Annotated in this window: 17 protein-coding genes and 2 pseudogenes; 14 read left to right on the top strand and 5 right to left on the bottom strand. The window is 62.0% G+C overall.

The genetic code is table 11. The features are described 5' to 3' along the window. Window positions 1–104 precede the first annotated feature (104 nt). Together L6990_RS06985 and L6990_RS06980 are read left to right on the top strand one after the other, a co-directional pair. Window positions 105–5,858, top strand: coding sequence for an Lhr family helicase (locus tag L6990_RS06985; RefSeq protein ID WP_237203352.1), 5,754 nt, complete (start codon window positions 105–107; stop codon window positions 5,856–5,858). 61 nt (window positions 5,859–5,919) lie between these two features. After that, window positions 5,920–6,075 (top strand): hypothetical protein, encoded by a 156-nt coding sequence (locus L6990_RS06980; RefSeq protein WP_237203351.1) that lies wholly within the window; start codon window positions 5,920–5,922, stop codon window positions 6,073–6,075. Between the two features lie 87 nt (window positions 6,076–6,162). Here the strand turns inward: L6990_RS06980 and L6990_RS06975 are convergent, their stop codons facing one another. The 3 genes from L6990_RS06975 to L6990_RS06965 form a co-directional block, all read right to left on the bottom strand. Beyond that, window positions 6,163–9,732, bottom strand: a complete 3,570-nt coding sequence (locus L6990_RS06975; protein WP_237203350.1) for an SIR2 family protein — start codon at window positions 9,730–9,732, stop codon at window positions 6,163–6,165. Window positions 9,733–10,061: 329 nt separating this feature from the next. Further along, complete coding sequence (locus tag L6990_RS06970) at window positions 10,062–10,787, bottom strand: MerR family transcriptional regulator (RefSeq protein WP_237203349.1); 726 nt, start codon at window positions 10,785–10,787, stop codon at window positions 10,062–10,064. A 306-nt stretch (window positions 10,788–11,093) separates the two neighbouring features. Beyond that, window positions 11,094–12,914 carry an AAA family ATPase gene (locus L6990_RS06965; RefSeq protein ID WP_272879273.1) on the bottom strand — a complete coding sequence of 607 codons (1,821 nt, stop codon included), beginning with the start codon at window positions 12,912–12,914 and terminating at the stop codon, window positions 11,094–11,096. A gap of 38 nt (window positions 12,915–12,952) precedes the next feature. Here L6990_RS06965 and L6990_RS06960 point away from each other — a divergent pair, with 38 nt between their 5' ends. From L6990_RS06960 to L6990_RS06930, 7 genes and pseudogenes are all read left to right on the top strand, one after another. Further along, on the top strand, window positions 12,953–13,216 hold the full coding sequence (locus tag L6990_RS06960) for a hypothetical protein (RefSeq protein WP_237203347.1): 264 nt from the start codon (window positions 12,953–12,955) through the stop codon (window positions 13,214–13,216). A gap of 61 nt (window positions 13,217–13,277) precedes the next feature. Then, entirely contained in the window at window positions 13,278–14,252 is a 975-nt protein-coding gene (locus tag L6990_RS06955; protein WP_237203346.1) for an ABC transporter ATP-binding protein, read from the top strand. Continuing rightward, complete coding sequence (locus L6990_RS06950; protein WP_237203345.1) at window positions 14,242–15,036, top strand: ABC transporter permease subunit; 795 nt, start codon at window positions 14,242–14,244, stop codon at window positions 15,034–15,036. Before L6990_RS06955 ends, L6990_RS06950 begins: the two co-directional genes overlap by 11 nt. Window positions 15,037–15,556: 520 nt before the next feature. Next, window positions 15,557–16,438 (top strand): DNA-formamidopyrimidine glycosylase family protein, encoded by an 882-nt coding sequence (locus L6990_RS06945; RefSeq protein ID WP_237203344.1) that lies wholly within the window; start codon window positions 15,557–15,559, stop codon window positions 16,436–16,438. Between the two features lie 24 nt (window positions 16,439–16,462). Further along, window positions 16,463–18,094 carry an RHS repeat-associated core domain-containing protein gene (locus L6990_RS06940; protein ID WP_237203343.1) on the top strand — a complete coding sequence of 544 codons (1,632 nt, stop codon included), beginning with the start codon at window positions 16,463–16,465 and terminating at the stop codon, window positions 18,092–18,094. Window positions 18,095–18,102: 8 nt separating this feature from the next. After that, a pseudogene (locus tag L6990_RS06935) lies at window positions 18,103–18,732 on the top strand (IS6 family transposase). Window positions 18,733–18,865: 133 nt separating this feature from the next. Further along, on the top strand, window positions 18,866–20,125 hold the full coding sequence (locus tag L6990_RS06930; RefSeq protein WP_163376561.1) for an IS256 family transposase: 1,260 nt from the start codon (window positions 18,866–18,868) through the stop codon (window positions 20,123–20,125). Window positions 20,126–20,162: 37 nt separating this feature from the next. Here L6990_RS06930 and L6990_RS06925 read toward each other — a convergent pair whose 3' ends face one another. Beyond that, window positions 20,163–20,480, bottom strand: a complete 318-nt coding sequence (locus tag L6990_RS06925) for a hypothetical protein (RefSeq protein WP_237203342.1) — start codon at window positions 20,478–20,480, stop codon at window positions 20,163–20,165. 101 nt (window positions 20,481–20,581) lie between these two features. Here L6990_RS06925 and L6990_RS06920 point away from each other — a divergent pair, with 101 nt between their 5' ends. From L6990_RS06920 to L6990_RS06900, 5 genes and pseudogenes are all read left to right on the top strand, one after another. Next, the gene (locus tag L6990_RS06920) at window positions 20,582–20,884 is read left to right on the top strand and encodes a metalloregulator ArsR/SmtB family transcription factor (RefSeq protein ID WP_237203341.1); all 303 of its coding nucleotides are present in this window, start codon (window positions 20,582–20,584) and stop codon (window positions 20,882–20,884) included. Window positions 20,885–20,886: 2 nt separating this feature from the next. Further along, entirely contained in the window at window positions 20,887–21,408 is a 522-nt protein-coding gene (locus tag L6990_RS06915; protein ID WP_237203340.1) for an SRPBCC domain-containing protein, read from the top strand. A 320-nt stretch (window positions 21,409–21,728) separates the two neighbouring features. Then, on the top strand, window positions 21,729–22,754 hold the full coding sequence (locus L6990_RS06910) for an NADP-dependent oxidoreductase (protein WP_237203339.1): 1,026 nt from the start codon (window positions 21,729–21,731) through the stop codon (window positions 22,752–22,754). 402 nt (window positions 22,755–23,156) lie between these two features. Then, window positions 23,157–24,416 carry an IS256 family transposase gene (locus tag L6990_RS06905; protein WP_163376561.1) on the top strand — a complete coding sequence of 420 codons (1,260 nt, stop codon included), beginning with the start codon at window positions 23,157–23,159 and terminating at the stop codon, window positions 24,414–24,416. Between the two features lie 41 nt (window positions 24,417–24,457). Next, window positions 24,458–24,553: pseudogene (locus L6990_RS06900) on the top strand (IS6 family transposase); the annotation flags it as partial. A 22-nt stretch (window positions 24,554–24,575) separates the two neighbouring features. Here L6990_RS06900 and L6990_RS06895 read toward each other — a convergent pair. Beyond that, window positions 24,576–24,764: a hypothetical protein gene (locus L6990_RS06895; protein ID WP_237203338.1), complete on the bottom strand. Its 189-nt coding sequence runs from the start codon at window positions 24,762–24,764 to the stop codon at window positions 24,576–24,578. Between the last annotated feature and the right edge of the window lie 110 nt (window positions 24,765–24,874).

The raw sequence follows: 24,874 nt of genomic DNA, 5'->3' as shown, positions 1-24,874 counted from the left end.
TATTTACGGTTTTGATTTTACACCCGTCCCATCGCTTCGAACCGGTTGCTCGCCACCTGGCATACAAAGGGTGCTTTCTGACCGGGCTGCGGGATAATGGGACAATGACCGCTGATCAACCGCACGAAGCCCTCACCCACTTCTCCACCCCCACACGCACCTGGTTTGCCGGGGCATTTTCAGCTCCCACAGCAGCTCAGGCCGGCGCATGGAAGGCTATTAGTGCAGGTCAGCATGCTTTGATCGTTGCCCCCACCGGCTCAGGTAAAACTCTCTCAGCCTTTCTCTGGGCACTAGATAGGTTGCACTTTGAGAATGACGCACGTGCCGAAGCTGGTGCTATTGACCGGGGGCAGGCAAGCGGGGGCGCTTCGTCCACACCGGTGAGCGGTACCCGGGTTCTCTATATCTCGCCCCTCAAGGCCCTAGGTGTGGACGTAGAACGTAACCTGCGTGCCCCGCTCATTGGGATTGCCCAAACAGCAAAAAGTCTGGGGGTTCACCCACCGGAGGTGCGGGTGGGAGTGCGCAGTGGAGATACCCCGCCCAAGGAGCGCCGTGCCCTCATTTCCTCCCCGCCGGACATTCTCATCACAACCCCCGAGTCTCTCTTTTTGATGCTCACCTCCAAGGCACGTTCCACCCTAACCGGGGTTCACACCGTCATTATCGATGAGGTGCACGCCGTGGCTGGCACCAAGCGTGGCGCCCACCTGGCGGTGACCCTGGAGAGACTCAACCAAATTCTGCCCACCCCTGCCCAACGCATTGGGCTTTCTGCCACCGTGGAACCGGTGGAAACCGTTGCCCGTTTCTTGGGTGGCAGTGCACCCGTAGAAGTAGTACGCCCGCCCTCTGAAAAAAAGTGGGAGCTGACCGTCTCGGTGCCGGTGCCCGACATGACGGCGCTGGGCGGCCCCAACGCCGGCGGCTTCGTCAATAGCTCTTCAGCCCCGGACGCCGATGAGGCGGCGAATACAGATACCCCGGCTAACCCCAGCTTTGTAGACCAGCTCAGTCAACGTACCCAGAACAGGGTAAGGGACTATGAAGCCGCTATTCCTACCTATGACGACGGGGCTGTGCACACTGACTCTCTGGCTGAAGAAGCAGACCCCACCACCGGTGCGGGGCTAGCGGAAAGTCTGCCTCAGGGCGTCACTCTGGCTGATGCCCTGGGAATCAAACCTGTGACCGGGCCAGCAGTGGGCAAAAACGCAGGCAGCGACCCCGCAGAACCGGGTGCCGGTGACGGTTTTTTTGATGACCTCCCCCAACCCGTTCGTGGAGCAACTCTCCCCGCTCATGACGCTGAGCGAGCGCTCTTCGACGCGGTGGGAGTCTTCCCCGGGGAAGAAGGCTTGGAGCCGGATGCTAACTCCGATCAGCACGGAACGCACCCCGGTGCCCTTCCTGCCGGTTTTAGCCTGGAAGAAGTTGACGTTGCACCGCAGGCAGAGCAACCGCGAGATAGTTCTGGCTACCAGGCGTCCATTTGGCCCCATGTTGAAGAGCGCATCGTAGACCTGGTGGAGGCTAACCGCTCAACCATCGTTTTCGCCAACTCCCGCGGGCTGGCAGAAAAGCTCACCGCCCGCCTGAACGAAATTTACATCGGACGGTTGGAAGCTCGCGGGCAGCTAGGGGAAGTCACCGGCAATGCCCGTACCGGTGCACTGAACTATACGACCGTCAACGGCGCTGATTCGGGCTCTGGCTCTGAGCCGGAAAACGCTAGCGGTCAGCCGGAATCGGTCTCTGCCATTCTTGCCCGTGCACTGGCTCAGGGAGCTCCCGCTCGGTTGGAAACCGACGACTCCCGCCTGGCTGGAACGGCGTCCAGTGCCCAACGCCAACCGGCACAAATGGCAGGTGCTTCTGGCACCGCTACCGGGGCGCCCCCGGTGCTTGCCCGTGCCCACCACGGTTCTGTTTCTAAGGACCAGCGCACCCTGATTGAAGAGGCTCTAAAGTCAGGGCAGCTGCGCTGTGTGGTTGCCACCAGCTCCCTAGAACTGGGCATTGACATGGGCAAGGTTGACCTGGTGGTTCAGGTGGAATCCCCCCACTCGGTGGCATCGGGTCTACAGCGAGTAGGTAGAGCCGGGCACAGCGTGGGTGAAACATCCCGCGGCTACCTCTACCCCAAACACCGTGGCGATTTGCTGAATGCCACCGTCACCGTGCAGCGCATGTTGGGCGGGAACATCGAACCCCTCTCGATTCCCACCAACCCCCTGGATATTCTTGCCCAGCAGACGGTAGCAGCCTGCGCCCTGGGCCCCATCAGCGTTGAGGCCTGGTTTGAGGCACTACGCGCCACCGCTCCCTTCGCTTCCTTGCCCAGAGCTGCCTTTGAGGCAACCCTCGATTTGCTGGCAGGAAAGTACCCCTCGGATGAGTTCGCAGAGCTGCGCCCCCGCGTGGTCTGGGACCGGGACGCCGGCACCATCGAGGGCCGCCCCGGCGCCCAGCGGCTTGCCGTCACCAGCGGCGGCACCATCCCTGACCGTGGCCTCTTCCCGGTCTTTATTGCTGGCGCGGAAGACTCTAAAGCACCCAAGCGCGTGGGTGAGTTAGATGAGGAGATGGTCTATGAATCCCGCGCCGGTGACGTCATCGCCCTGGGTGCCTCATCCTGGCGCATCGAAGATATCAGCCATGACCGGGTGACCGTCACACCTGCCCCTGGCGTCCCCGGTCGTCTGCCTTTCTGGCACGGAGATTCACCCGGCCGCCCCGTGGACCTGGGCCGAGCCTTGGGCACCTTCACCCGCGAGCTGGCCGCTGAAATCAAAACTGCCCCGGACGCTGCCAGCACCCGCCTGCGCGAAACCGGGCTGGACGCCTGGGCAGCTGATAACCTCATGGCTTATGTGCGTGAACAGGTAGAAGCTGCCGGGGAGGTGCCCAGTGAACAGCACCTGGTACTAGAACGCTTCCGCGATGAGCTGGGCGACTGGCGCGTGGTACTCCACTCCCCCCTGGGCATGCCGGTGCATTCCCCCTGGGCGCTGGCAGTGGGCGTCCGCGCCGAAGAACGCTACGGAGTCAACGCATCAGCTATGGCTGCCGATGATGGCATCGTGCTGCGTATCCCCGCGATGGAAGCCGAGCCACCCGGTGCGGATCTCTTTCTCTTTGACCCCCAAGAGCTTGAAGACCTGGTCACCGAGCGCGTGGGCAACTCAGCTCTCTTTGCCTCCCGCTTCAGGGAAAACGCCGCCCGCGCCCTGTTGCTGCCCCGCAAGGACCCGGGCCGCCGCACTCCGCTCTGGCAGCAGCGCCAGCGCAGTGCCCAACTATTAGATGTTGCCCGTAAATACCCCAGCTTCCCCCTGCTCCTTGAAACGGCCCGCGAGTGTCTGCAGGACGTCTATGACCTGCCTGCCCTTCTAGACCTGCACCGGTCTATCGAGAGCAAGAAGGTCAAGGTTTCTGAAATTGAGACCGAGAACCCCACCCCCTTTGCCCGTACCCTGCTCTTTGGCTACGTCGCTCAGTTCCTCTACGATGGCGACTCCCCGCTGGCCGAACGCCGCGCCGCTGCCCTGGCGCTCGACCCAGCCCTGCTGGCTGAGCTATTGGGCAAAGACGAGCTGCGCGAGTTACTGGATGTGGATGTTATCCGCTCCACCGAAGAACGTCTGCAACGCACCGCTACCGGTTACCGCCTGCGCGGGGTGGAAGGCACCGCTGACCTGCTGCGGCTCCTAGGGCCGCTCAGCGCTGAGGATGCAGCCGCCCGCCTGCGCCAGCCAGAGGCGGCCAGCTCCCCGACCCCAGCGTCGGAGACAGCATCAGATGAAGCATCTGCCGAAAGCACCGTCACCCTTGAAACAGCCCGCGGCTACCTAGAAGACCTCGTAGCAGCCAACCGCGCCTTCCGCTTTCGCCTGCGCGAACGCGAAGTTTATGCCGCCGTTGAGGACGCCGCCCGCCTACGCGACGCCCTGGGTGTGCCCCTGCCGATTGGGGTGCCCCTTGCCTTCCTAGAGCCGGTCGAGAACCCGCTGACCGACCTCGTCGCTCGATATGCGCGCACCCACGCCCCCTTCACCGCCACCCAGGTTGCTCACACCCTGGGACTGGGCGTCTCCGTGGTCGACAGTGCCCTGCGAGCGCTGGCCGCCGACCGCCGCGTCATCTCCGGTGAGTTCTTACCCGATGAGCTACGCGGCGAGCTAGCCTTTGCCCGTACCGGCACCGCCGAAACTTCTGGTAATGAGTGGGTAGATTCAGGGGTGCTGCGCACCCTGCGAGCACGCTCTCTGGCGGCCTTACGCGCCGATGTGGAACCGGTGACCGGGGATATTTATGCCCGATTCCTGCCCGCCTGGCAGCACGTGGGCGAATGGGAAATTACTGAAACCACCGCTGCACCCGGCACTTTTGGTGCCACCAGTGGGGCGCGCGTGCGGCGCGATGAAAAGGCGATGTTGAGCGGCTACGACGGTCTACTGACCGTCGTGGACCAACTGGCTGGGGTCCGTCTGCCAGCCTCAGCCCTTGAAGCTCTCGTGTTGCGTGCCCGCATCAGCGACTACACCCCCGCGCTGCTTGATAAAGCCATGAGCGCTGGGGACATCATCTGGAGTGGGGACGGCGCCCTAGCGGGCGACGACGGTTGGATTAGCCTGCACCTAGGCGAAACTGCTGCACTCACCCTACCCACCGAAGCCGAGCGTGCCGAAGCGCTCGCCGCCCTGGACCCACTGGAGCAGACCGTCTACGCTCTGCTCTCTGGGGGGCTCTTCTTCCACCAGATTCAGGCGCAGCTAACTGCCCTGGCGACGGCCAGCGGGGAAACTCCACCACCTGACAAGGAAATCTCCGCCGCCCTATGGAACCTGGTCTGGGCAGGTCTTGCTACCAACGACACCTTTGCCCCGGTGCGTGCCATGCTCGCCGGCGGCTCTTCCGCTCATAAGCTGAGCAAGCCTGCTCCGCGCGCTCGCAGCGTGGGAATGCGCCGCGGCGCTTCTCGCCTCTCTGGTGCCCGGTTTGGGGTTGCTACCGGCACTCGACCTACCGCGGCACCGGCCACTGCCCCGCTGGACGCTGGCCGCTGGTCCCGGCTTGAAACCGAGGACCTTGACTCCACAGTCGCCGCTCATGCCCGCGCTGAACTTCTCATGGACCGTTACGGGGTACTGACCCGTGGAGCGGTAGCAGTGGAGGATGTGCCGGGCGGTTTTGCCGGGATCTACCGGGTACTTTCTGTGGCTGAAGAAAAGGGACTGGCACGGCGCGGTTACTTCATCGAACAGCTGGGGGCAGCCCAGTTCGCAAGTGCCAGCACCGTGGACCGTCTACGCGAATACGACAGGGATAGAGAGGTAACCACCGATACTGATCAGGCTGAGAACTCAGCTTCACCGGTCTACACCCCGGTGCGGCGTACCAAACGTCGCACCGTCCTACTAGCCGCCACTGACCCTGCTAACCCTTACGGCTCCACCCTGGATTGGCCGGCAGCTACCCCCTGGGACTCCGAGCGCACACCGGTCAAACACCGCCCGGGTCGTAAGGCAGGTGCTTGCGTGGTGCTGGTGGACGGTCAGCTGGCTCTCTACCTAGAACGCGGCGCTAAAACGGTGCTGCCCTTCACCGATTCCCCCGCCGTCATTGCTGCCGCAGCGCCTCTGCTCGGTGAGCTGGTGCGGGCAGGAGCCGCCGACAAAATTGCTCTTGAGACCGCCGGTGGCATGGATATCCTGGACTCCCCGGCTCCCCTGCCCGGGGCTGAAGCCCCGCAGGGAGAGCTGGCCGAGCACCCGGTAATTACCCTGCGCACCGCCCTGCTTGCCGCCGGTTTTTATCTCACTCCCCGAGGACTTCGTATGCGCCGAGGCTAGGGCACACGATGGTGCGTTGAGGTGTACCCTAAAAGAGGAAAAAAAGAGGAAAGGGGTAGCTGTGAAGACTACCGATACCGCCCTGAGCATCCGGGACCTCACCAAGCGTTTTGGGGCAAAAACAGCCGTCAACCAGCTGAATGTTAGCGTTGACCGAGGTGAAATTTTTGGCCTGGTCGGCCCTAATGGTGCTGGCAATACCACATGTTGGGTTTGACACCACTACGTCCTGCCTACCTGTAGGGCGGAGCAGGATGGTAGCAGTACGTGCATCAACCCCAAGGTCTCCTACTTGAGGTCATGCTCACTCGTCGTCATCGAGGAGTCCGCTACCTGCCGCCGCTTCTACCAGTGGTTGTGCAACCGAATCGCCGACCGCGCCTCGTATCGCCTTGACCAGCTGATGCACGCCGTGCCTCACCATGTAGTCAGTGCCGGTCGTGTTCCGAACACGCTCGGCGAAGAAGGCAACGAGCTCAGGGCCATAGGCGGCGAGGACTCCATCCGGCAACTCTCGATTGAAGTATCGCTCACCCAGACCGATGCCGTGCCCGCCGAAAAGGATTGCTGCGGCAGGGACGAATTCACCCACGACAGGAACGACGTCCGCCCAGCGTGCAAGCTCTTCGGCGGATGCGACCCGCGGCTGCCCGCTGAGTCGGCGTTCCAGATGCTTGCCGAGCCACCGGCGCCAGACCTCGGCCCCGTCGACGCCATCTTCGCGGAGGAATCGGGCGACCGCTTCAGCGAAGCCATCGGCATGCGAGCCGTTTGACGCGAGCACTGTCTCATCAAGCAGGCGCCTCCGGTCGGTACTCGTGATGCCCGCGTATGACACCACGGAGGTTATGAACCCCAGGAAGATGTGATGCAGTTGTTGGTCTAGCAATTCGTCGATACGGCTGAGCTCGGCGACCATGCTGTCGAACAGCCCGGCTGCGAGGAGCCGGTCGTTCCACCGAGGATGGTGCAGGAACGGGTACCAGCCAAAGGCGTGTCGCTGCGGGTCGTTGAAGAGCGGAAGCAGGTGGGCCGCCGCGAAGTCAGCGTCCGCGGCAAAGTAGAAGAACAGCTGTCCAGCAATCGCGGGTTGCGTAGCGTCCAGTGCATCCTCGTTGCCGTTCAGCAGCGCGACGAGCGCCTCCGACTCCTCGTCGCTGAGTCCAGCCCAATCCTCACGTGAGTGTCGCCAGCGACGATCGACCTCGCTATTCCAATACTGGGCCACGAAACCCGGCCAAGAGTTTAGGTAGAGCGGCGCGGACGATAGGGGGGTCGAATCTTCTCGGTGTGTGAATCCTGCGCCTTGCTCGCGCCAGAGTGCTCGCGCCAGCTCGCGCATGGACGCGAGCACCGGCGACTCAGCTGCGTCGATCTGCTGTCGAATCTGCTCAAGTAGGAATCGCCCTAATGCATAGGCGGAGTCCTTGTCCGTTTGCAGTGTGGTGAGGCGCTGGACGGCCCCGAGGCCCGAATCTCCCAGCTGGGCTTTCCCCCAGCCTTCGGCGATCGCGCGCCATAGGTCGACCTGCTTGTCGTTAAGCTCGTCGCGGCGGAGGACGGCGTCCCAGAGCTGCAAGCCGAGGTCCGGGCGTTGCTCGACAGCCTGCTGCACAAGCCCGAGCGCATCTCGCCAGTCGGGCTGATCGAAGTGGCGTTCGGAATAGTCACGGGACAGCAGGTCATCGAGTGCAACACTCACGTTCTGAGCGAGCGCCTGAATGAACTCCTCGATGTCCATCGGCGGCTTCCCACCCCAGGTTCCGCTTGTCATCCAGCTGTCGAAGTCAGGATGCTCTCGCACCCCGAAACCAGGGTTCTCAGCTTGGATCGCGTCGAACGCGGCCTGCGCCTCCGCCCAGTCAGGGTCGGCTTGCGTTAGCCATGCCAACAAGTTGTACTTCGCGTACGCGAAGTGACGGTCGCGGTCGGGAATCTCTTCGGGGTAGTCGGGTCCAGCGTCGGCAGCGTCCAAGACCCGCTGCTTGAGCGGCGGCGTCGCGCTACCGACCGCGGCGGCGAGTACCTGATAGGTCTCATGTTTCAGATCGCCTGCGTAGAGCCCGGTGCGATCGAGGAGCCACGAGAGCTTGTCGTCCGAACTCCGTTCCGGATCGTTCGCTACCAGATGCAGAGCCAAGCGCTGCATGAGCGCACGGTCGAGGTTCCACCATCGATCGGGCAGATCTGGCCAGAGGGGCAGCGCCTTGATCCCGTATTCGCGAAGGCCGTCTATGACTGCGTCGAGCGGCTCCCGGAATTCATCCTGGGCGTGTAGTTCGATTGCAGATCGGTGATGCGCTAGGGGGTCCCAGCTTCGGTCGCCGTGATACGCGGCGAGCAGGTCGTACGCCGCCGCGATGGCATCTTCCAGGACACCACCGAGGGAGCGATCTGCCGGGGCAGATTTCTGCAAAATAAGCATGATGTGCTGGGTCAGCGCGTACTCTTCCGAGTTCCAGGCGACCTTTGCATCGGGATGGACCGTGCGTTCCGTGGACTCATTGACGAACCAACGCCGTTCCAGCTTGAGGAACGGCCGCAGCGCGGCACGCAGCACGGCCGTGCTGCGTGCCGTCGAATCGGGCAGGAACGGCATGAGGAACTTGGTTCCTAGCGGAGCTGACTGCCCGTGTATCGAGGTAGCCAGAAGTGCTTGCCACCGTTCTCCGGCAGACGCGTCTTGCTTGCTGAGGTCGTTAGTGAGCCAGCTGGCGGTCCGGTAGAGCGAAGCCGTCATCGATTGCCCGAGTCGTTGCACGGTCTGGAGTGCTGCACCGTTCAGCGTCGTCGACTCGATGAAAGTCCGTGCGAACCAGTCGCCTAGCACCGCCGTCGCGTCAGGCACGTCCGCCGGCGAGAACAGGGCCTTGAACTCAGGAAGATCCTCCACCCAAGTCAGCCATTCGAGTTTGGTCTCGTCGGGCAGCGATCCCGTCGCAAACTCGAAGTCGCGGGCGCCGTCTGTCGTCCGGAGACGACCATGGAGGTAGTCGCGGTCGGGCAGTGGCAGTGCAGTACCGCCGCCAACGATCTCCTGCACACGCGACTGGTGATCGGTCTGCCCCATCTTGGCTCGATCCGCCCACGCGGTAAGCGCCGCCACGAGCGCGTGATGATCGCCCCCGACCACCGGGTATGCGATCGGCCGTATCCCCAGGTATCCCCACTTGCTGTTCGTCGGGTCGCTCGTAAACGCGAACCTCTTGGAGGCCTTGCCGTTGCCGCTGGAGGGCAGCCCGAGCGCGAGGTACCGCATGATCACGTCGTCATGGCTATAGCCGACGAACACCACGGTGAATCGATCGAACATGGGAAGGAGGAACCGTGCTGCCCACGCATCGGTGATGTACGCATGGCCGAAGTCACGGTCGGTGAGGATCATCTCCTCCTTCGGGCGCCGTACTGAACCATGCAGGTGCACGAGCCCAGCAAAGTCGTGTCCGAGAGGCAACGCCGGGCCATACCAGGTGTCCGGTACCGCGATCGATTCGCTTCTTGCAGCAGAGGCAAGGTGATCGTCGTAGTTAGTGGTGACCACGCGGAACGCTCCTCCGATTCCCGCGAGGTGCACAACCGCGCTATGTAGCGGATTGAATCGTGACCTCGGATCGGAAATCAGCGTGTGGGCGTGCTGATGGGCGTCGAATCCCTGAGGGAGCGACTCCAGCTGCCCAATAAAAAAGTCCAGCCCGCCGCGGCTCGAGAATGGGTGCGACGCCAGTCGCGCAAGCTTCTTCGCGAGGCTCTCAAAGAGTGGAAGGTTCGACGGTTTGCCCAGCGAAGCCCCTGCGCCGACGAAGAACACCAGCTCGCCACGCTCGTGGGCGTCGAGGATCTCGTCAGGTAGCTCGACATCTCCAGTAATCCACATCAGGCCGCTAACTCTCTGTAGCCGTTCAGCGTGCTCACCGACGTAATTCCAAGGTGCCGTAGAACGAATCTAAACAACAGCCCGGCAAGGCGCGGACCATGTACCTTGTAGCGGTCCGGACCAATGCCATCTCGACTCCCTTGTGCTCTTCTGGCCAAGCTCTCTGGTGTTGCTCGCCGGGTACAAGTATAGCGCAGCCCAGCGCCGGTAGGCCAGACGAGGTTTCGTCTGATCGCGCGGCGAAACCTCCACCCCGCAGCTCGCGGGCCCCAATGAGGAGTGAAGATGCAGGGGATTGCAGTGAATATCGCATGCTGTACCTGACACCACTACGTGTACGCTACGATCGGCCGCGGGCGGGCGGCGTAGGCGGTGAGGTGTCGGTCGAGGAGTGCTGCGGCGTGGAGCATGGCTCGTGCTCGCGCGGTGAACGCAGTGTGTCGTTCTTCGAGGACGGAGCGGAGGGCTGTGCCGGTTCGGGCGTTGCGGAGTTCTTCGATGACGGGCTTGATGCGGGTGAATCGGTAATGCCCTTGCCGGAGGAGTCGGATCACTCGGGCGTCTCGCACGTCGTCGGCATCGTAGGAGCGATGCTGCACGCCAGGTAGACGTTGCGGCGTGAGGAGGCCCGCGTTCTCCCAGACGCGGAGGGCGGAGGTGCGCACGCCGAGCAGGTGGGCGAGTTCCCCGATGGACATCGGCACGCTGGCGTGCAATCGCTCGTCTACGGCGCTGCTGATGGCGTTGAGGGTCTGCGTCGTCTGGGCGAGCGTCTGACGTTGTTCATGGAGCGTGTGATGAGAGGCGTCGATGAGTGCGAGCGCTTCGGCGGTGTCGTCCCGGTAGACGGCGGTCATGACGGCGCGGGCGGTCGGTGCACCGTGGCCGTCGGCGAGCGCTTGGTAGCAGTGCAAGGCGCTGAGGTGTTCATCGGTGTAGAGACGGTATCCGTTGGCGGTGCGCGCGGCGGTAGGAAGGACGCCTGCGGCTTCCAGATTGCGCACGTGCTGGGTCGACACTCCCGCGCTGGCGGCAAGATCGGCGGTCTTCATCATCCTCCCCGTTCAAGTGCGGTTTGAGGGTCTCGGGTGGCTCGCGCTGTGAACAGGTGGTGGTCCGCCTCAAAGTACCAACCAGCAGTTCAAGGATACGGTTGAAGTATGGGAAACACGGAGAAGACAGCGACTCGGTTCCATCTTGAAATCGGCCTGTCCGCCGTCGCAGGCGACCCCGGAGAGGAGCTGTCGCGAGTGCTGCGGTACTGGGCGGGCAACATAAAGCACTATGACCTCGGTCAGCCCGCCACTGAGACGGTGTACGACTCGGAGTACCGCGAAGTAGGCCACTGGACGCTTGCCTGATCAGAGACCGCGTGCCGGTCCCTCCGGGCCGGGACGGTCGCGTCGCGGGTCACACTCGAACGGGTCGTAGAGCTGCCGTTCCCGCCATGCCGCTTGCCGCTTCGTCTGCTCCTGCTCGGCGCGATTGGCGCCGATCAGTTGGGCGGCGTCCACCGCGGTCAGGCTGCGCAGTTCGTCGGCCTCGGCCCGGATCAGGGCGGCTCGCGCACGGGCATCGCGGGCGTTGCGGTGTGGATTGATCGCGCGCATGCCGAGCTGGTTTGCGCGAGCGCGCTCTGCCCCGTACTCGCTGACAAGCAACGCCATGCGCTCGTGCTGGTGTCGCTGCCTGGTCGCATTCTGGTCGGCGCGTGCCGCCTCAACGGCGCGATCAGCGTCTCTCACACGAGGATCACTCTGGGCATGTCGTGCCGCCGCCTGGGCCGCCCATGCGGGAAGTGCGTCGGGGGTGCTCGGCGGTTCACCGCCCCAGACCGCACGCACCCGCGAACGGACGTTCCGGGTGTCTTCGGTCGCGGCCTGATGCTCGGCGCGGGCCTTGCGCCTGCCGAACCGCCCAACCATGGAGAGGCGAGCACTCGCGGTGGCCTCGTCCTTGATCGCGTCGAGGTAGGCGGCGCCGTCGTGCTCGGCTTGCACGGTGAGCGGCGCGGTGACTTCAGCGCGTATCTGTTCGGCCTCTGTCTCAGCCCTTCGAAGCACGTCGGCCTGCTCGTCGTCCTCGGTGCGATGTGCTGCACGTTGGGCATCGAGCCTGGCGGCGGCCTGCTCCCACCGCTTGGCCGCTCGTTCCGCGCGTTCGGCCTCGGTGGTGAGGCGTGCGAGTTCGTCGGTGACCAGCCTGACAGAGCCATCGGCGACGAGACCCTGCACGGCGTCTATCGCCTGCTGGCTGGCGTGGTCGAGCCCCCGGTCTGCGGGGTCGCGTTCCATCGCTGCGACGAATTGCGCTCTGGCGTCAGTCAGGTTCTCGGCGATGAGGTGCAGGCGGTTGTGTTCGCGGCCCCGGGTCATTCCGACGTAGACACCCGCTGCGCTCGTCGCCTCGCTGAGCATCGTGTGCGACGCGCCTACGGTTGCGCCTTGGACGCCGTAGGCGGTCGCGGCATAGGACAGGTGCGTGTGCTCAGCCACATACTCGGCAGGCATGGTGACGGTGCGCGGGTTCTTGCGTCCGCTGGCGGTTTCTCGCGCATAGACGGTGCCGTCCTCAGCGATGTGCTGCACGATCCATTGCTGCCGGTTCGCCACGCCCAGCCCAGTGTCGTTCCTGCGGGTCTGGATGAGGTCACCAGCACCAATGCTCAGCCCGTCGCCGCCGGTCGCCGTCACCGCATGATCGACCTCACCGCGCTCCACGCGCACTGCGCGGACGCGCTCATTCAACGCGGCGGCTTCGTCGTTGGTGGCGACGGTGATCGCCTCCCCGCCGCGAGCATGGGCGGTGATGTGCTCACGGGCTGCATCCTCGTCGGCGTGCAGGATGATGAGCTTCATTGAGGCGAGTCGGTCGAACACCTCGCCGGGGTTCTCCCGGTCGCGCATGGCGAGCGTGAGTGCCGCGTAGTCGGCATCAGTGAACCTGTGGAGTTCGGTCATGTCGTAGGTGCGGCCCCTGATCTGTGCGGCCATGTCGAGCACCCCACCCCTGCCGACTGCGGGCAGTTGTGCGCGGTCGCAGACGAGCGCGACGGTCGCGCCTGCCTCTTGAGTGATGGTGAGGAGTGCGTGGGCGGTGTCTTGGTCGAGCATGCCCGCTTCGTCCACGATCACCCGCTCACCGGGCGAGAGAGCCGCATCGCTGGGCGGGCCGGTGTAGATGCTGCCGGTTGCGGGGTCGGTGTCGCCGGGCTTGAGGCGTGTCCATACGCCGTCGTTGTTCCACCGCCGTCATTGCTGCCGCAGCGCCTCTGCTCGGTGAGCTGGTGCGGGCAGGAGCCGCCGACAAAATTGCTCTTGAGACCGCCGGTGGCATGGATATCCTGGACTCCCCGGCTCCCCTGCCCGGGGCTGAAGCCCCGCAGGGAGAGCTGGCCGAGCACCCGGTAATTACCCTGCGCACCGCCCTGCTTGCCGCCGGTTTTTATCTCACTCCCCGAGGACTTCGTATGCGCCGAGGCTAGGGCACACGATGGTGCGTTGAGGTGTACCCTAAAAGAGGAAAAAAAGAGGAAAGGGGTAGCTGTGAAGACTACCGATACCGCCCTGAGCATCCGGGACCTCACCAAGCGTTTTGGGGCAAAAACAGCCGTCAACCAGCTGAATATTAGCGTTGACCGAGGTGAAATTTTTGGCCTGGTCGGCCCTAATGGTGCTGGCAAGTCGACCACCATGCGCATGCTCGTCGACGCCCTGCGCCCTACGAGCGGCAGCATTCGGGTGCTGGGCCAAAATCCGCGCGATAATACCGCCCTGCGCCGGCACATCGGCTACCTGCCCGGGGAGTTCCTCACGGTCCCCTCCCTCACCGGCAAGGGGCTGCTCAAGCACTTTGCTGCGCTGAACCCCGTGGCTGATTCCGCCTACCACGATTCGCTCATCCGCCGGTTAGGTGCCGAGCTGAACCGCCCCGTCTCGAAACTTTCAAAGGGCAACAAGCAAAAAATTGGTTTGATTCAGGCCTTTATGCACCAACCTGACCTGCTCATTTTGGACGAACCCACCAGCGGCCTAGACCCACTGGTCCAGCAGGTCTTTTTGGAGCTACTCCTCGAAGCGGCTGGTCGCGGGCAGACTGTCTTTCTCTCCTCCCACATTCTCAGCGAAATACAGCATGCCGCCCATCGGGTGGGCGTGGTCAAAGACGGTAGCCTGCTCGCTCTTGCCAGCGTGGCAGAGCTGAGGGACGCCGCTGGTCAGCAAATGCACGCCAGCCTAGAGGGGCTAGTGGCACATCAATTGCGAAGCCAGCTAGCCCGGCAACTCCCGGCGTCCACCCTGACGGCTAGAGAGGAGGGCAACCGCACCCTGGTTCGTGGCACCCTGCGTGATCCGGTGCCGGCCCTCCTTTCCCTGCTGGGCACCTACACCGTGCAAGAACTCAACCTTGAAAAGCCTGATCTCGAAGAAAGCATCCTGCACTACTACCAGGACGGCACCAGCACAGACACACCTGCTGGTTCAGTCACCGCTCACAAAAGGGGTAGCCATGCGCTTTGAAATTCTGAGAAATGAAGTGAGCAGCACCTCGCGGGCGCTGTTTCTCTGGTGCCTGGGGGTGCTGGCAGCCGCCAGCCTCTACCTGGGCCTCTACGGGTCTATTGCTGGGCTCGTCAGCGGCCCCAACTCCATGGTCAGCCAGATGCCCGAAGCCCTGACCAAAACGGTTGGCTTCGACGCTATCGCCACCGGTGCCGGCTACGCGCAGAGCACCCTTTACGGTCTCTTAGGTTTTGTGCTCATCACCATCGCCAGCATCAGCTGGGGTTCTAGCGCGGTGGCCGGAGCAGAAGAAAATGGGCGGCTAGAACTCACTCTTGCCCACAGCGTTTCACGCAGCGGCTACTACCTCAATATGCTTCTTGCCCTGCTCATACGCACCGCAGCCATGGCAGCCACCGCAGGCCTTGCCACCTGGGCCTGGAATGTACCCGGTAATCTGAACATCGACCTAGAAAATATAGCGCCTATGGTGCTCGCTTACTGGCTGCTGGGGCTTTCTGCCGGAGCCGCGTCCCTCTCGGTGGGCGCCATGACGGGCTCACGCAAAGCAGCCACCGGCGCGGGTGCCGCCCTGGCCGTCACCGGCTATGTGCTCAATGCCCTGGGCCATCAAAACCCAGACTGGGAGTGGATGCACCGTTTCTCTCCCTACCACTGGGCCATCGGAAATTTACCCCTCACCCACGGCTTGGACGAGACCGGCACCCTTTACTTAGCTCTGCTGGTAGGAGCGGTTCTAGTTCTGGGGCTGCTGGTTTTCAGGCGTCGTGACCTCACCTAGCGCACCCGGCTCGCCCTGAAAGCAAAGAAAACGCCGAGCCGGCTCTATCAAGGAGCGAGCCCGGCGCTACACCCAGCGGTCAGGGAGATTCGATGAAGATCTGTTCTAGGTGGTCACGTAGTGTTCTGCTTCTGCGTAACCCGCACGGAATTCGCGTACACTACGATGCAGGTGAACGCAGAGCGCGCCAACCGACATCATCAGCACAATAACCATCAATACTGTCAACAGAACCATCAGTGACCTCCAGGTAGGGGAAGGACCGCAGTTTGGGGGACGGCCCGAGGGTGAAATCTCTAGCTGCTTCATGACGCTCGTGGGGGATGCGCCGGGCATAAACCGAGATTCCAACTGTGTGGTGGGTAGGCTACCCGCCGCCAGGAGAGGCGTGTAGCACGAGTGATACTATACACGCATTACCCTACCGACCAGTAATTTCTTACTGAAATCCACTTTTTTACATCACCAAAGACCCCAATCCCTTGGTGCAGACCGGGCTGTTGCCCACAGAGGAGAAACCATGCCAGAGGGCGATACCGTATGGCGCCAGGCACAAGCCCTACACCGGGGACTATCCGGCAGAACAGCCCACAAAACTGATTTGCGCTTCCCCGATCTTGCCGAAATTGATTTAGCTGGGCAACCCATCCACGGTGCCCTGGCGAGGGGTAAGCACATCCTGCTCCGCATCGGTGAAATCACCCTTCATTCCCACCTCAAAATGGAGGGAATTTGGCACCTCTACGGCACCAACCCGGATGGTAGCAAGGAGAAGTGGCGGCGGCCGGCTGAGCAAGTGCGCGCCCTCATCAAAGCCAATGCCCGCCTGGACGCCTCGGGGCAGGTGCTTGAAGGCAGCACACCGGTTCTGGCGGTAGGGTTCGCTCTGGGACTCCTTGAGGCTTACCCCACCGAGCAAGAGGCTGACCGTCTCGCCTACCTCGGCCCTGACTTACTGGGCCCCGATTGGTCTTTAGAACGCGCCGCCGCCAACCTATTGCAACGCCCCGAACGCACCATCGGCGTTGCTCTCTTAGACCAAAAAAATTTGGCAGGTATTGGCACGATTTACCGCGCCGAAACACTCTTTCTAGCTGGCGTGGACCCGCGCACCCCGGTGGGGCAGGTGCCCGATCTACCCGGCGTCCTAACCATTGCCCGCCTGATTTTAGATGCCAACCGACAGCGGCCGCACCGCGTCACTCACACCAGTGCCGATCCGCTCTGGTGCTATGGCAGAGCAGGCCGCCCCTGCTACCGGTGCGGAGCTACCATCGTCCGCGAAGACATGTCAGACGCCGGCATCGGCGCCGCCCGTTACACCCCCGGGCACCTGACCCAGCGCACCGAGGATGTAGACCGCATCAGCTACCGTTGCCCCGACTGCCAAGTCATGGGATAGAGAGACCTGGCTTACACTGGTGTCATGACTTCTTCAGCCGCCCTTCAAGATGCCCTTGCCACCCGTTTTCTGCGTTACTCCGCCATCTCGTCACAGAGTGATGCCAGCGTAAGCACTGTGCCCACCAGCCAGGGGCAGTGGGAACTGGCACACCTGCTAGAGAAGGAGCTTCTTGAAGCAGGGGCGGCCGATGTGCGTCTCAGCGATACCTGCGTGCTCACCGCGAAGATACGCAGCACCCTGGCTACTGGCACAGAAGCTCCAGCCATTGGCTTCTGCACCCACCTAGACACCGTGGACGTCAGCCTCTCCCCCGACGTCAAAGCCAAGGTGGTGCGCTATGAGGGCGGGGATATCTGCCTTAACCCGGAGCTGGATATTTGGTTGAGGGAGGCAGAACACCCCGAAATTAGCCGCTACGCCGGGCAGCGCGTCCTGGTTACCGACGGCACCAGCGTGCTGGGTGCAGATACCTGGTATGGGGCTGATGCTAATACCAGCGCTGATAACTGGGAAGTCTGGAAACATTCAGACTTTGACCGCTCAGGTAACCTAATCGGTGAGAAGGTTCAAAAAGCCAAAAGCGCACCGGTTACCTCTACTAACCCTAAGAGCGTAGGGACTCTAACTGAGAAGAAGTACTGCTACGTCCCGGGCGTGGACCCTCGTTCTTGTCCGGTCAATGCTACTAACGCGGTGGATAAGATTCAGGCCATGTACACGGCTAATATGGCCACCGGCACTGGTTTTGTCACCTCGTATGCCTATGATGCTGCGGGGCATTTGCTCACGGTCAATACCCCGGGTAGCCCGGAGGGTAAGTATGAGTACACCTATGATGCTCGTGGTAATAAAATCAAGACCGTGCAGAGCACCGGTGACGGGCAGATTATCAGTGAGGCTGATACCTTCAACGCTCAGAACCAAATGACCAGTGATAATTGGGCTTATGATGCTGATGGTAACTTGACGTCAACTGATGCGGTGAACCTCTCGTACAATTCGGTGAATCAGAATGTGGGCTCGGAGCTCAAGGATGGGTCGAACACAACGACTAATACCTTTGCTGGTATGAGCCAGAAGCAGTTGATTGCTCAACAATCTTCTACTGAGGGTACTTTTGTTTATACGCACGGGCTGAATGACCGGTATGGTAATCCGATGATTGAGAAGATTCGTCATGATGGGGCTACTGCTTTTGTGGAGCATGACCCGGTAACCGGTAATGCGTTGTTCTTGCGTGATACGGATAAGAAGAGTGTTCATATGTATTTATCTGATCCGGTGGATTCTGATATTCGTTTGGTGAAGGATAATGCTACGACGGCTAACTTTAAGGAGTTTGATCCTTATGGTGCTCGTGATGAGATTACTACGGTTGTTCCGCGTGATGTGTTTGATCCGTTCCGTTACCGTTTTGGTTTGGTTGATCGTGGTGGTACGGGTCGTTATTTGTTTGGTGTTCGTTTTTATGATTCGAATCAGGGGGTGTGGACGCAGCAGGATTCTTTGGATGCACCTTTGGATCCGGTTCATGCGAATCGGTATGCCTATGCTGGTGGGGACCCGGTGAACAATTTTGACCCAACGGGTCTATATGGGATTGAAGAGGTGTTGTTGCAAAGTTGGGGCAGTAGGAAGAGCGACGTGAAATAATCACAGCCATGGGTATCTTCTCCGGTCGTCATTTCCCCCGTGACATCATTCTTTGGGCAGTGCGGTAGTACTGCCGCTACGGGGTGAGCTACCGCGATCTGGAGGAAATGATGACTGAGCGGGGCGTGCCGGTCAATCACACCACGATCTACCGCTGGGTCCAGAAATACGGCCCTGAGCTGGACAAGCAAACACGGTGGTACCGGCAGGTACCTGACTGGCAGGCCAGTTCCTGGCAGGTGGATGAGACCTATATCCGGGTCGGCGGCAGGTGGTGCTACCTCTATCGGGCGATCACCGCCGGTGGCCAGACCCTGGACTTTTACCTCTCTCCGAAGCGGAACGTGGCCGCAGCGAAGCGTTTCCTGGCCAAGGCCCTCAGATCCAATGCGTCAGCCGGGTATCCCAGAGTGATCAACACCGATAAAGCACCCTCCCTAGCCAGGGCAATCGCCGAGTTGAAGTCAGAGGGAATCTGCCCGCCAACAGTGGAACACCGGCAGGTTAAATACCTCAACAACATCCTGGAAGGCGACCATGGTCGGCTGAAGCGGATCCTCGGGCCGAAAGGCGCGTTTAAGAACCGGACATCTGCATATCGGACGTTGAAAGGGATGGAGGCGATGCACTCAGGGTAAGTCCCCTGGAGTGGTGGGGTTTGGGGGCCGGGGTTTGGGCTGACGACGGTGTGGCGGCCCGCCAAGGGGGTGGGCCATCGCGTAGTGGTCAATGAGTTACGACCAAGTAGCTCACGGAAGGACACACCACGCGATGACCCACTCCCATTCTGGCGTACACGCCCAGTTGGATGCACTCCTGTCCGCCGATCCGCAGGCGATGTTCGCCGAACTGGTGCGGGCCGGCCTGCAGGCGCTGATCGAGGCTGAAGCCTCAGCCAAGATCGGCGCCGGCAGGTACGAGCGCAACGAGGACCGCACCACGCACCGCAACGGGTACCGAAACAAGACTGTCTCGACCCCGGCCGGCGATATCGAGGCGCGGATCCCGAAGCTGCGATCGGGGTCGTTCTTCCCCGCTCTGCTCGAGCGGCGCCGGCGCATCGACCGGGCCCTGTACGCGGTGATCATGCAGGCCTACGTACACGGGGTCTCTACACGTGCAGTGGACGATCTCGTACGGGCTCTCGGTGTGGACACTGGCATCTCGAAGTCTGAGGTGTCCCGCATCTGCGCCGAGCTCGACGCCGAAGTGGAGGCGTTCCGTACCCGCACGCTGGCCCACACCGAGTTCCCGTACGTGTTCGCTGACGCGACGTTCTGCAAGGTCCGTATCGGTGCGCACGTGGTATCTCATGCCATGGTCGTGGCCACTGGCGTTTCCGCTGATGGCACCCGCGAAGTGCTCGGCACGGCGGTCGGGGACAGTGAGTCGTACGAGTTCTGGAATGACTTCCTGCGCTCCCTGAAGGCCCGTGGGCTATCCGGGGTGCACCTGGTCATCTCCGACGCCCATGCGGGCCTCAAGGCGGCCGTAGCCAAGCAGTTTGTGGGCGCCTCCTGGCAGCGCTGCCGGGTGCACTTCATGCGCAACCTGCACGGCACGGTGGCGTCAAAGCACGCACCCGCGGTGACCGCGGCGGTCAAGACGATCTTCGCCCACACCGACCCCAAGGATGTGGCCGCGCAGTGGGACCAGGTCGCCGACACCTTCGCCGGCTCGTTCCCCAAGGCGCACCAGATGATGCGCGAGGCCAAAACGGACGTGCTGGCGTTCACCGCGTTCCCCCGCGGACACTGGCAGAAGATCTGGTCCAACAACCCCATCGAGCGGCTCAACAAAGAGATCAAACGCCGCGCCGACGTCGTAGAAATCTTCCCCAACCCGGAGGCCTTCCTGCGGCTGGCGACCTCGGTGGTGATCGACCAACACGACGAATGGCAAGTCGGTCGCCGCTACCTCTCAGAGAGCTCCATGGGCGAACTCCGAGCCGTCATCGCCGCCAAGCAGCACGCCCTCAACGCCAGCAACGGATATGATCAAAACACGGAACTCGTTGATCACTGCGACTGACCAGACGCGGAACCGATTCCCACCACATCACGGGGCACTATCTCACCGTTTCCGGCTCATCGAAAACGAAGCCGTTTTTGACCAGCAAACGGGAGAGATCCGGGAGATCATCGTGCTGGCGAGTTTTCCACTCAACTTCCTCGATGCTCGGATCCGCAGAGAAGTAGGCCAGCGCCTCCCCGATGAGCGCTTCCAGGTCTAGTTCGGGCGCGATGGATCGATAAGTGACAAACCCCTGGCCAGGGTACTTAGCCAGCCACAGCGGCCCCAGACGGATGTAGCTGGAGGCCGACTCCACCTCTGCGGACGTGCGCAGCTGCTGGTCATAGAGGTCACGAAAATCAGAATGAATCATTGGGAGCAAGTGTGGCAGCGGGCGGAGAGTGGGTCAATAGCGTGGGGAATTGACGGTCCACACCCTTGACAGTTATGTAAGCTGACACTTACTCTTTAGTCATGGACGGATTCGAAGCCCTCGCTGACCCCACCCGAAGGAAGATCATCCAGCTGGTGGCCACCGGTCCCCGTCCCGCCGGTGAGATTGCACGGCATTTTTCCGTCTCCCGTCCCGCCATCTCACAGCACCTCAACATCCTTTCCGCGAGCGAGATTTTAGAGGTCGAACCTCGCGGACGACAACGCATCTACTCACTGAACAAAGACGCCCTCGAGGGACCCTTAATTTGGCTCGAAGCTCAGCGACAACGTTGGAACGCAGCTCTCGACCGACTCGAGTCCGAAATGAAAAAGGAAGGCTAATCATGACCTCAAAAACGGACGATCCGGGGCTTCATCGCGGCTCCCTCGGCATCGGCAAAGACGGATCATTCCAGATCCACTTCGAGCGACATTTCCCATTTTCCCCATCGGTTGTATGGCAGTGGTTAGTCGATCCCGACAAACTCTCCAAGTGGCTGCCAGGGTCCACCATTTCACCCCTTGTCGGCGGACAAGTCCTGTACGACTTCGGCGACGAAGGTCAAGCCACCGGCGACGTCATCTCGCTTCAAGCGCCTACAACTGGGGCTGGCCACCTAGAGCATTCGTGGAACTGGGATGGAGTACCCACGCCTTCCATCGTGAAATGGGAGATTCAACCAACTGCCGATGGCTCCAGGCTTTCCCTGAATCACCGCGAGGTCCCGAGGGAACCCGCCAGGGAGTTCGGAATGGGCTGGCACATGATCCTCGACTCACTACAGCTTGCTGTTTCCGGATCTGCCGTCGACGAAGCCTGGAACCTCGATGAGGAAACCATCGCGTACTACGTGAATGATGACTAGTCGCCACCCAGCACATTGATCCGTGAGCTCAGCTGACGGAATTCAGGGGCCCAGGTTGTTGGCCCCTACGTAGATCTCCCACCTCGATCTGCCCAGTATGCCTGGCTCCCAGAACCTCAAGGGGCGACCCGCGATGCGGCTGTCGCTCTCAAAACGCCTCCAAGCATTCATAAACCGCCAAGATTACCTTCGCCTTTTGATGAAACTCCTTCTCCTCTTTCCGGGATTCAGGCCCCCACACACAGTTAGATGCAGCGGTATCATTGGCGCCAGTTGCAATCCTCCCTCGGATACCCCTTGGAGCGAATACTGCACCTCGTATGACCCAGAAAACCGCGCTGGCGTCTACGCCGCGCGATACTCCACTCCCCACAAACTCAGACCACTTCAAGGAAGTAGAGATGAAAGCAATAGGTTTGACGAGCTATGGCGGCCCCGACGTGCTGCACACGGTTGAGCTGCCGACCCCTGAGCCCGGCACGGGCGAGATTCGGTTGCGGGTTAAGGCGGCCGCGATTCACCCCGCTGACGTGATGCTGCGCCAAGGCGCATTAGCTGAGTGGTACAGCGACACCCCCCAACCCTATGTCCCCGGTATGGATGTTTCTGGGGTCGTCGATGCCATCGGCCCCGGTGTTGATGAATCCAGCGACCTGACACTCGGCACAGACGCGGTGGCGCTAGTCAACAGCTTCGGCACTCACGGCGGGTACAGCGAATACGTGGTGCTGCCTGCCGAGTCGGTAACGAAAGCACCGCTCGGTTCCAGCGCTGAGCAGGCCGCCTCTTTCCTCATGCCCGCACTTACCGCTCGGGCCGGGTTGGATCTACTCGGCCTTAACAAGGGCGACTCGCTATTGGTGGCAGGTGCCGGCGGTGCTGTGGGCCGCTTCGTCGTCGCCCTCGCTCATGCCGACGGTCTCCGGGTGATTGCGTTGGCTGCCGACAGGGACCTCGACCTGATGCGTCGCTTGGGGGCCGATGATTTCGTGCCGCGGAGCGCTGAGTTTCTCCAACAGATGCAGATCACGGCCCCCAGTGGAGTGGACGGCCTGTTCGACACAACTCCGGCACACGAGCAGCACCTACCTGTCGTGCGCGACGGTGGCCGCGTCGTGTCAACGCGAACTGATCTGGGCAACCTGGACCGAGGCATCACGTCGGCCATGGTCAACGTCCGCCAGCACATGACCGATCACGCTGCCATCGTCGGCCTGCGTGACCTGGCCGAGGCGGGAGTACTTCCGTTAGATGTGGCCGCCGCCTACCCTGCCGCCGATGCTGTCGAAGCTCATCGAAGGTTCGACGCCGGGCAGGTGAACGGTCGCATTGTGCTCACGTTCTGATGCGTCGACCTCGAACTAGTCTCGCCAGCACTCCAGCACCATTAAATGGGAGGCATCTAGGTAGTCGATTGTGCGGGATACACCTGCTACGAGCTGGATCTTGTGTTCACTAGTCAGTGCCCGGGTTCTTTCAGAGGACCTGGGAACTGGCGAACGGAGCCACCGATCACCGCTGACTTCTTTCTCGCTTCCAAACCTCTACAGCATCGCGGAAATAAATAGTTAGAGACAGACGCATGCTGTTGACCACGGCAGTCCTACTGGGGTAAGTCCCCTGGAGTGGTGGGGTTTGGGGGCCGGGGTTTGGGCTGACGACGGTGTGGCGGCCCGCCAAGGGGGTGGGCCATCGCGTAGTGGTCAATGAGTTACGACCAAGTAGCTCACGGAAGGACACACCACGCGATGACCCACTCCCATTCTGGCGTACACGCCCAGTTGGATGCACTCCTGTCCGCCGATCCGCAGGCGATGTTCGCCGAACTGGTGCGGGCCGGCCTGCAGGCGCTGATCGAGGCTGAAGCCTCAGCCAAGATCGGCGCCGGCAGGTACGAGCGCAACGAGGACCGCACCACGCACCGCAACGGGTACCGAAACAAGACTGTCTCGACCCCGGCCGGCGATATCGAGGCGCGGATCCCGAAGCTGCGATCGGGGTCGTTCTTCCCCGCTCTGCTCGAGCGGCGCCGGCGCATCGACCGGGCCCTGTACGCGGTGATCATGCAGGCCTACGTACACGGGGTCTCTACACGTGCAGTGGACGATCTCGTACGGGCTCTCGGTGTGGACACTGGCATCTCGAAGTCTGAGGTGTCCCGCATCTGCGCCGAGCTCGACGCCGAAGTGGAGGCGTTCCGTACCCGCACGCTGGCCCACACCGAGTTCCCGTACGTGTTCGCTGACGCGACGTTCTGCAAGGTCCGTATCGGTGCGCACGTGGTATCTCATGCCATGGTCGTGGCCACTGGCGTTTCCGCTGATGGCACCCGCGAAGTGCTCGGCACGGCGGTCGGGGACAGTGAGTCGTACGAGTTCTGGAATGACTTCCTGCGCTCCCTGAAGGCCCGTGGGCTATCCGGGGTGCACCTGGTCATCTCCGACGCCCATGCGGGCCTCAAGGCGGCCGTAGCCAAGCAGTTTGTGGGCGCCTCCTGGCAGCGCTGCCGGGTGCACTTCATGCGCAACCTGCACGGCACGGTGGCGTCAAAGCACGCACCCGCGGTGACCGCGGCGGTCAAGACGATCTTCGCCCACACCGACCCCAAGGATGTGGCCGCGCAGTGGGACCAGGTCGCCGACACCTTCGCCGGCTCGTTCCCCAAGGCGCACCAGATGATGCGCGAGGCCAAAACGGACGTGCTGGCGTTCACCGCGTTCCCCCGCGGACACTGGCAGAAGATCTGGTCCAACAACCCCATCGAGCGGCTCAACAAAGAGATCAAACGCCGCGCCGACGTCGTAGAAATCTTCCCCAACCCGGAGGCCTTCCTGCGGCTGGCGACCTCGGTGGTGATCGACCAACACGACGAATGGCAAGTCGGTCGCCGCTACCTCTCAGAGAGCTCCATGGGCGAACTCCGAGCCGTCATCGCCGCCAAGCAGCACGCCCTCAACGCCAGCAACGGATATGATCAAAACACGGAACTCGTTGATCACTGCGACTGACCAGACGCGGAACCGATTCCCACCACATCACGGGGCACTATCTGCACTCATTGCGGAAAGGGCAAGGCACGATGTTTGCCTACGGGCAACCGAACCCGGACGCGGTGATCGTCAACCGGGTCTTCGAGACGGCCTGAGAACGCCCACACGCAGCGGCCATCAGGGAATGAGAAACTGAGTCTTCGCTGCTCTCCGCCCAACTTTGCAACAGCACCCGACGCACGGGGAAGCGAACGAGATCAGACCTGCAGCTGCCGCAGCCAGGATGCCGATCATCAGTGACCCGGTGGCCGCGGCGTCGGCGAACTGCTGGCCGATCGCCAACTGCGCCATCACATCAACGGTCATGATGCTGGTGCCTCCTCGGCCAATGGCAGGGCGACATCAAGGATGTCATCGGCGGTGACCTCCCTCAGGAACACCGCGGCCGGGCGGTGGGGAAGAAGACGGTGTTCTGG

The sequence above is a fragment of the Rothia endophytica genome, assembly GCF_928381505.1.
In the GTDB taxonomy this organism is placed as follows: Bacteria; Actinomycetota; Actinomycetes; order Actinomycetales; family Micrococcaceae; genus Rothia; species Rothia endophytica_A.
The sequence above is the reverse complement of the archived record's forward strand: the minus strand, read 5'-3'. Positions and strand labels throughout refer to the sequence as shown.

What these genes read in the sequence shown, in the direction of transcription:
- L6990_RS06905 (WP_163376561.1), top strand. Translation starts at nt 23,157, where the DNA reads ATGACCCACTCCCATTCTGGCGTACACGCCCAGTTGGATGCACTCCTG.
- L6990_RS06950 (WP_237203345.1), top strand. Translation starts at nt 14,242, where the DNA reads ATGCGCTTTGAAATTCTGAGAAATGAAGTGAGCAGCACCTCGCGGGCG.
- L6990_RS06925 (WP_237203342.1), bottom strand. Translation starts at nt 20,480, where the DNA reads ATGATTCATTCTGATTTTCGTGACCTCTATGACCAGCAGCTGCGCACG.
- L6990_RS06985 (WP_237203352.1), top strand. Translation starts at nt 105, where the DNA reads ATGACCGCTGATCAACCGCACGAAGCCCTCACCCACTTCTCCACCCCC.
- L6990_RS06895 (WP_237203338.1), bottom strand. Translation starts at nt 24,764, where the DNA reads ATGACCGTTGATGTGATGGCGCAGTTGGCGATCGGCCAGCAGTTCGCC.
- L6990_RS06910 (WP_237203339.1), top strand. Translation starts at nt 21,729, where the DNA reads ATGACCCAGAAAACCGCGCTGGCGTCTACGCCGCGCGATACTCCACTC.
- L6990_RS06945 (WP_237203344.1), top strand. Translation starts at nt 15,557, where the DNA reads ATGCCAGAGGGCGATACCGTATGGCGCCAGGCACAAGCCCTACACCGG.
- L6990_RS06915 (WP_237203340.1), top strand. Translation starts at nt 20,887, where the DNA reads ATGACCTCAAAAACGGACGATCCGGGGCTTCATCGCGGCTCCCTCGGC.
- L6990_RS06940 (WP_237203343.1), top strand. Translation starts at nt 16,463, where the DNA reads ATGACTTCTTCAGCCGCCCTTCAAGATGCCCTTGCCACCCGTTTTCTG.
- L6990_RS06930 (WP_163376561.1), top strand. Translation starts at nt 18,866, where the DNA reads ATGACCCACTCCCATTCTGGCGTACACGCCCAGTTGGATGCACTCCTG.
- L6990_RS06970 (WP_237203349.1), bottom strand. Translation starts at nt 10,787, where the DNA reads ATGATGAAGACCGCCGATCTTGCCGCCAGCGCGGGAGTGTCGACCCAG.
- L6990_RS06975 (WP_237203350.1), bottom strand. Translation starts at nt 9,732, where the DNA reads ATGTGGATTACTGGAGATGTCGAGCTACCTGACGAGATCCTCGACGCC.
- L6990_RS06920 (WP_237203341.1), top strand. Translation starts at nt 20,582, where the DNA reads ATGGACGGATTCGAAGCCCTCGCTGACCCCACCCGAAGGAAGATCATC.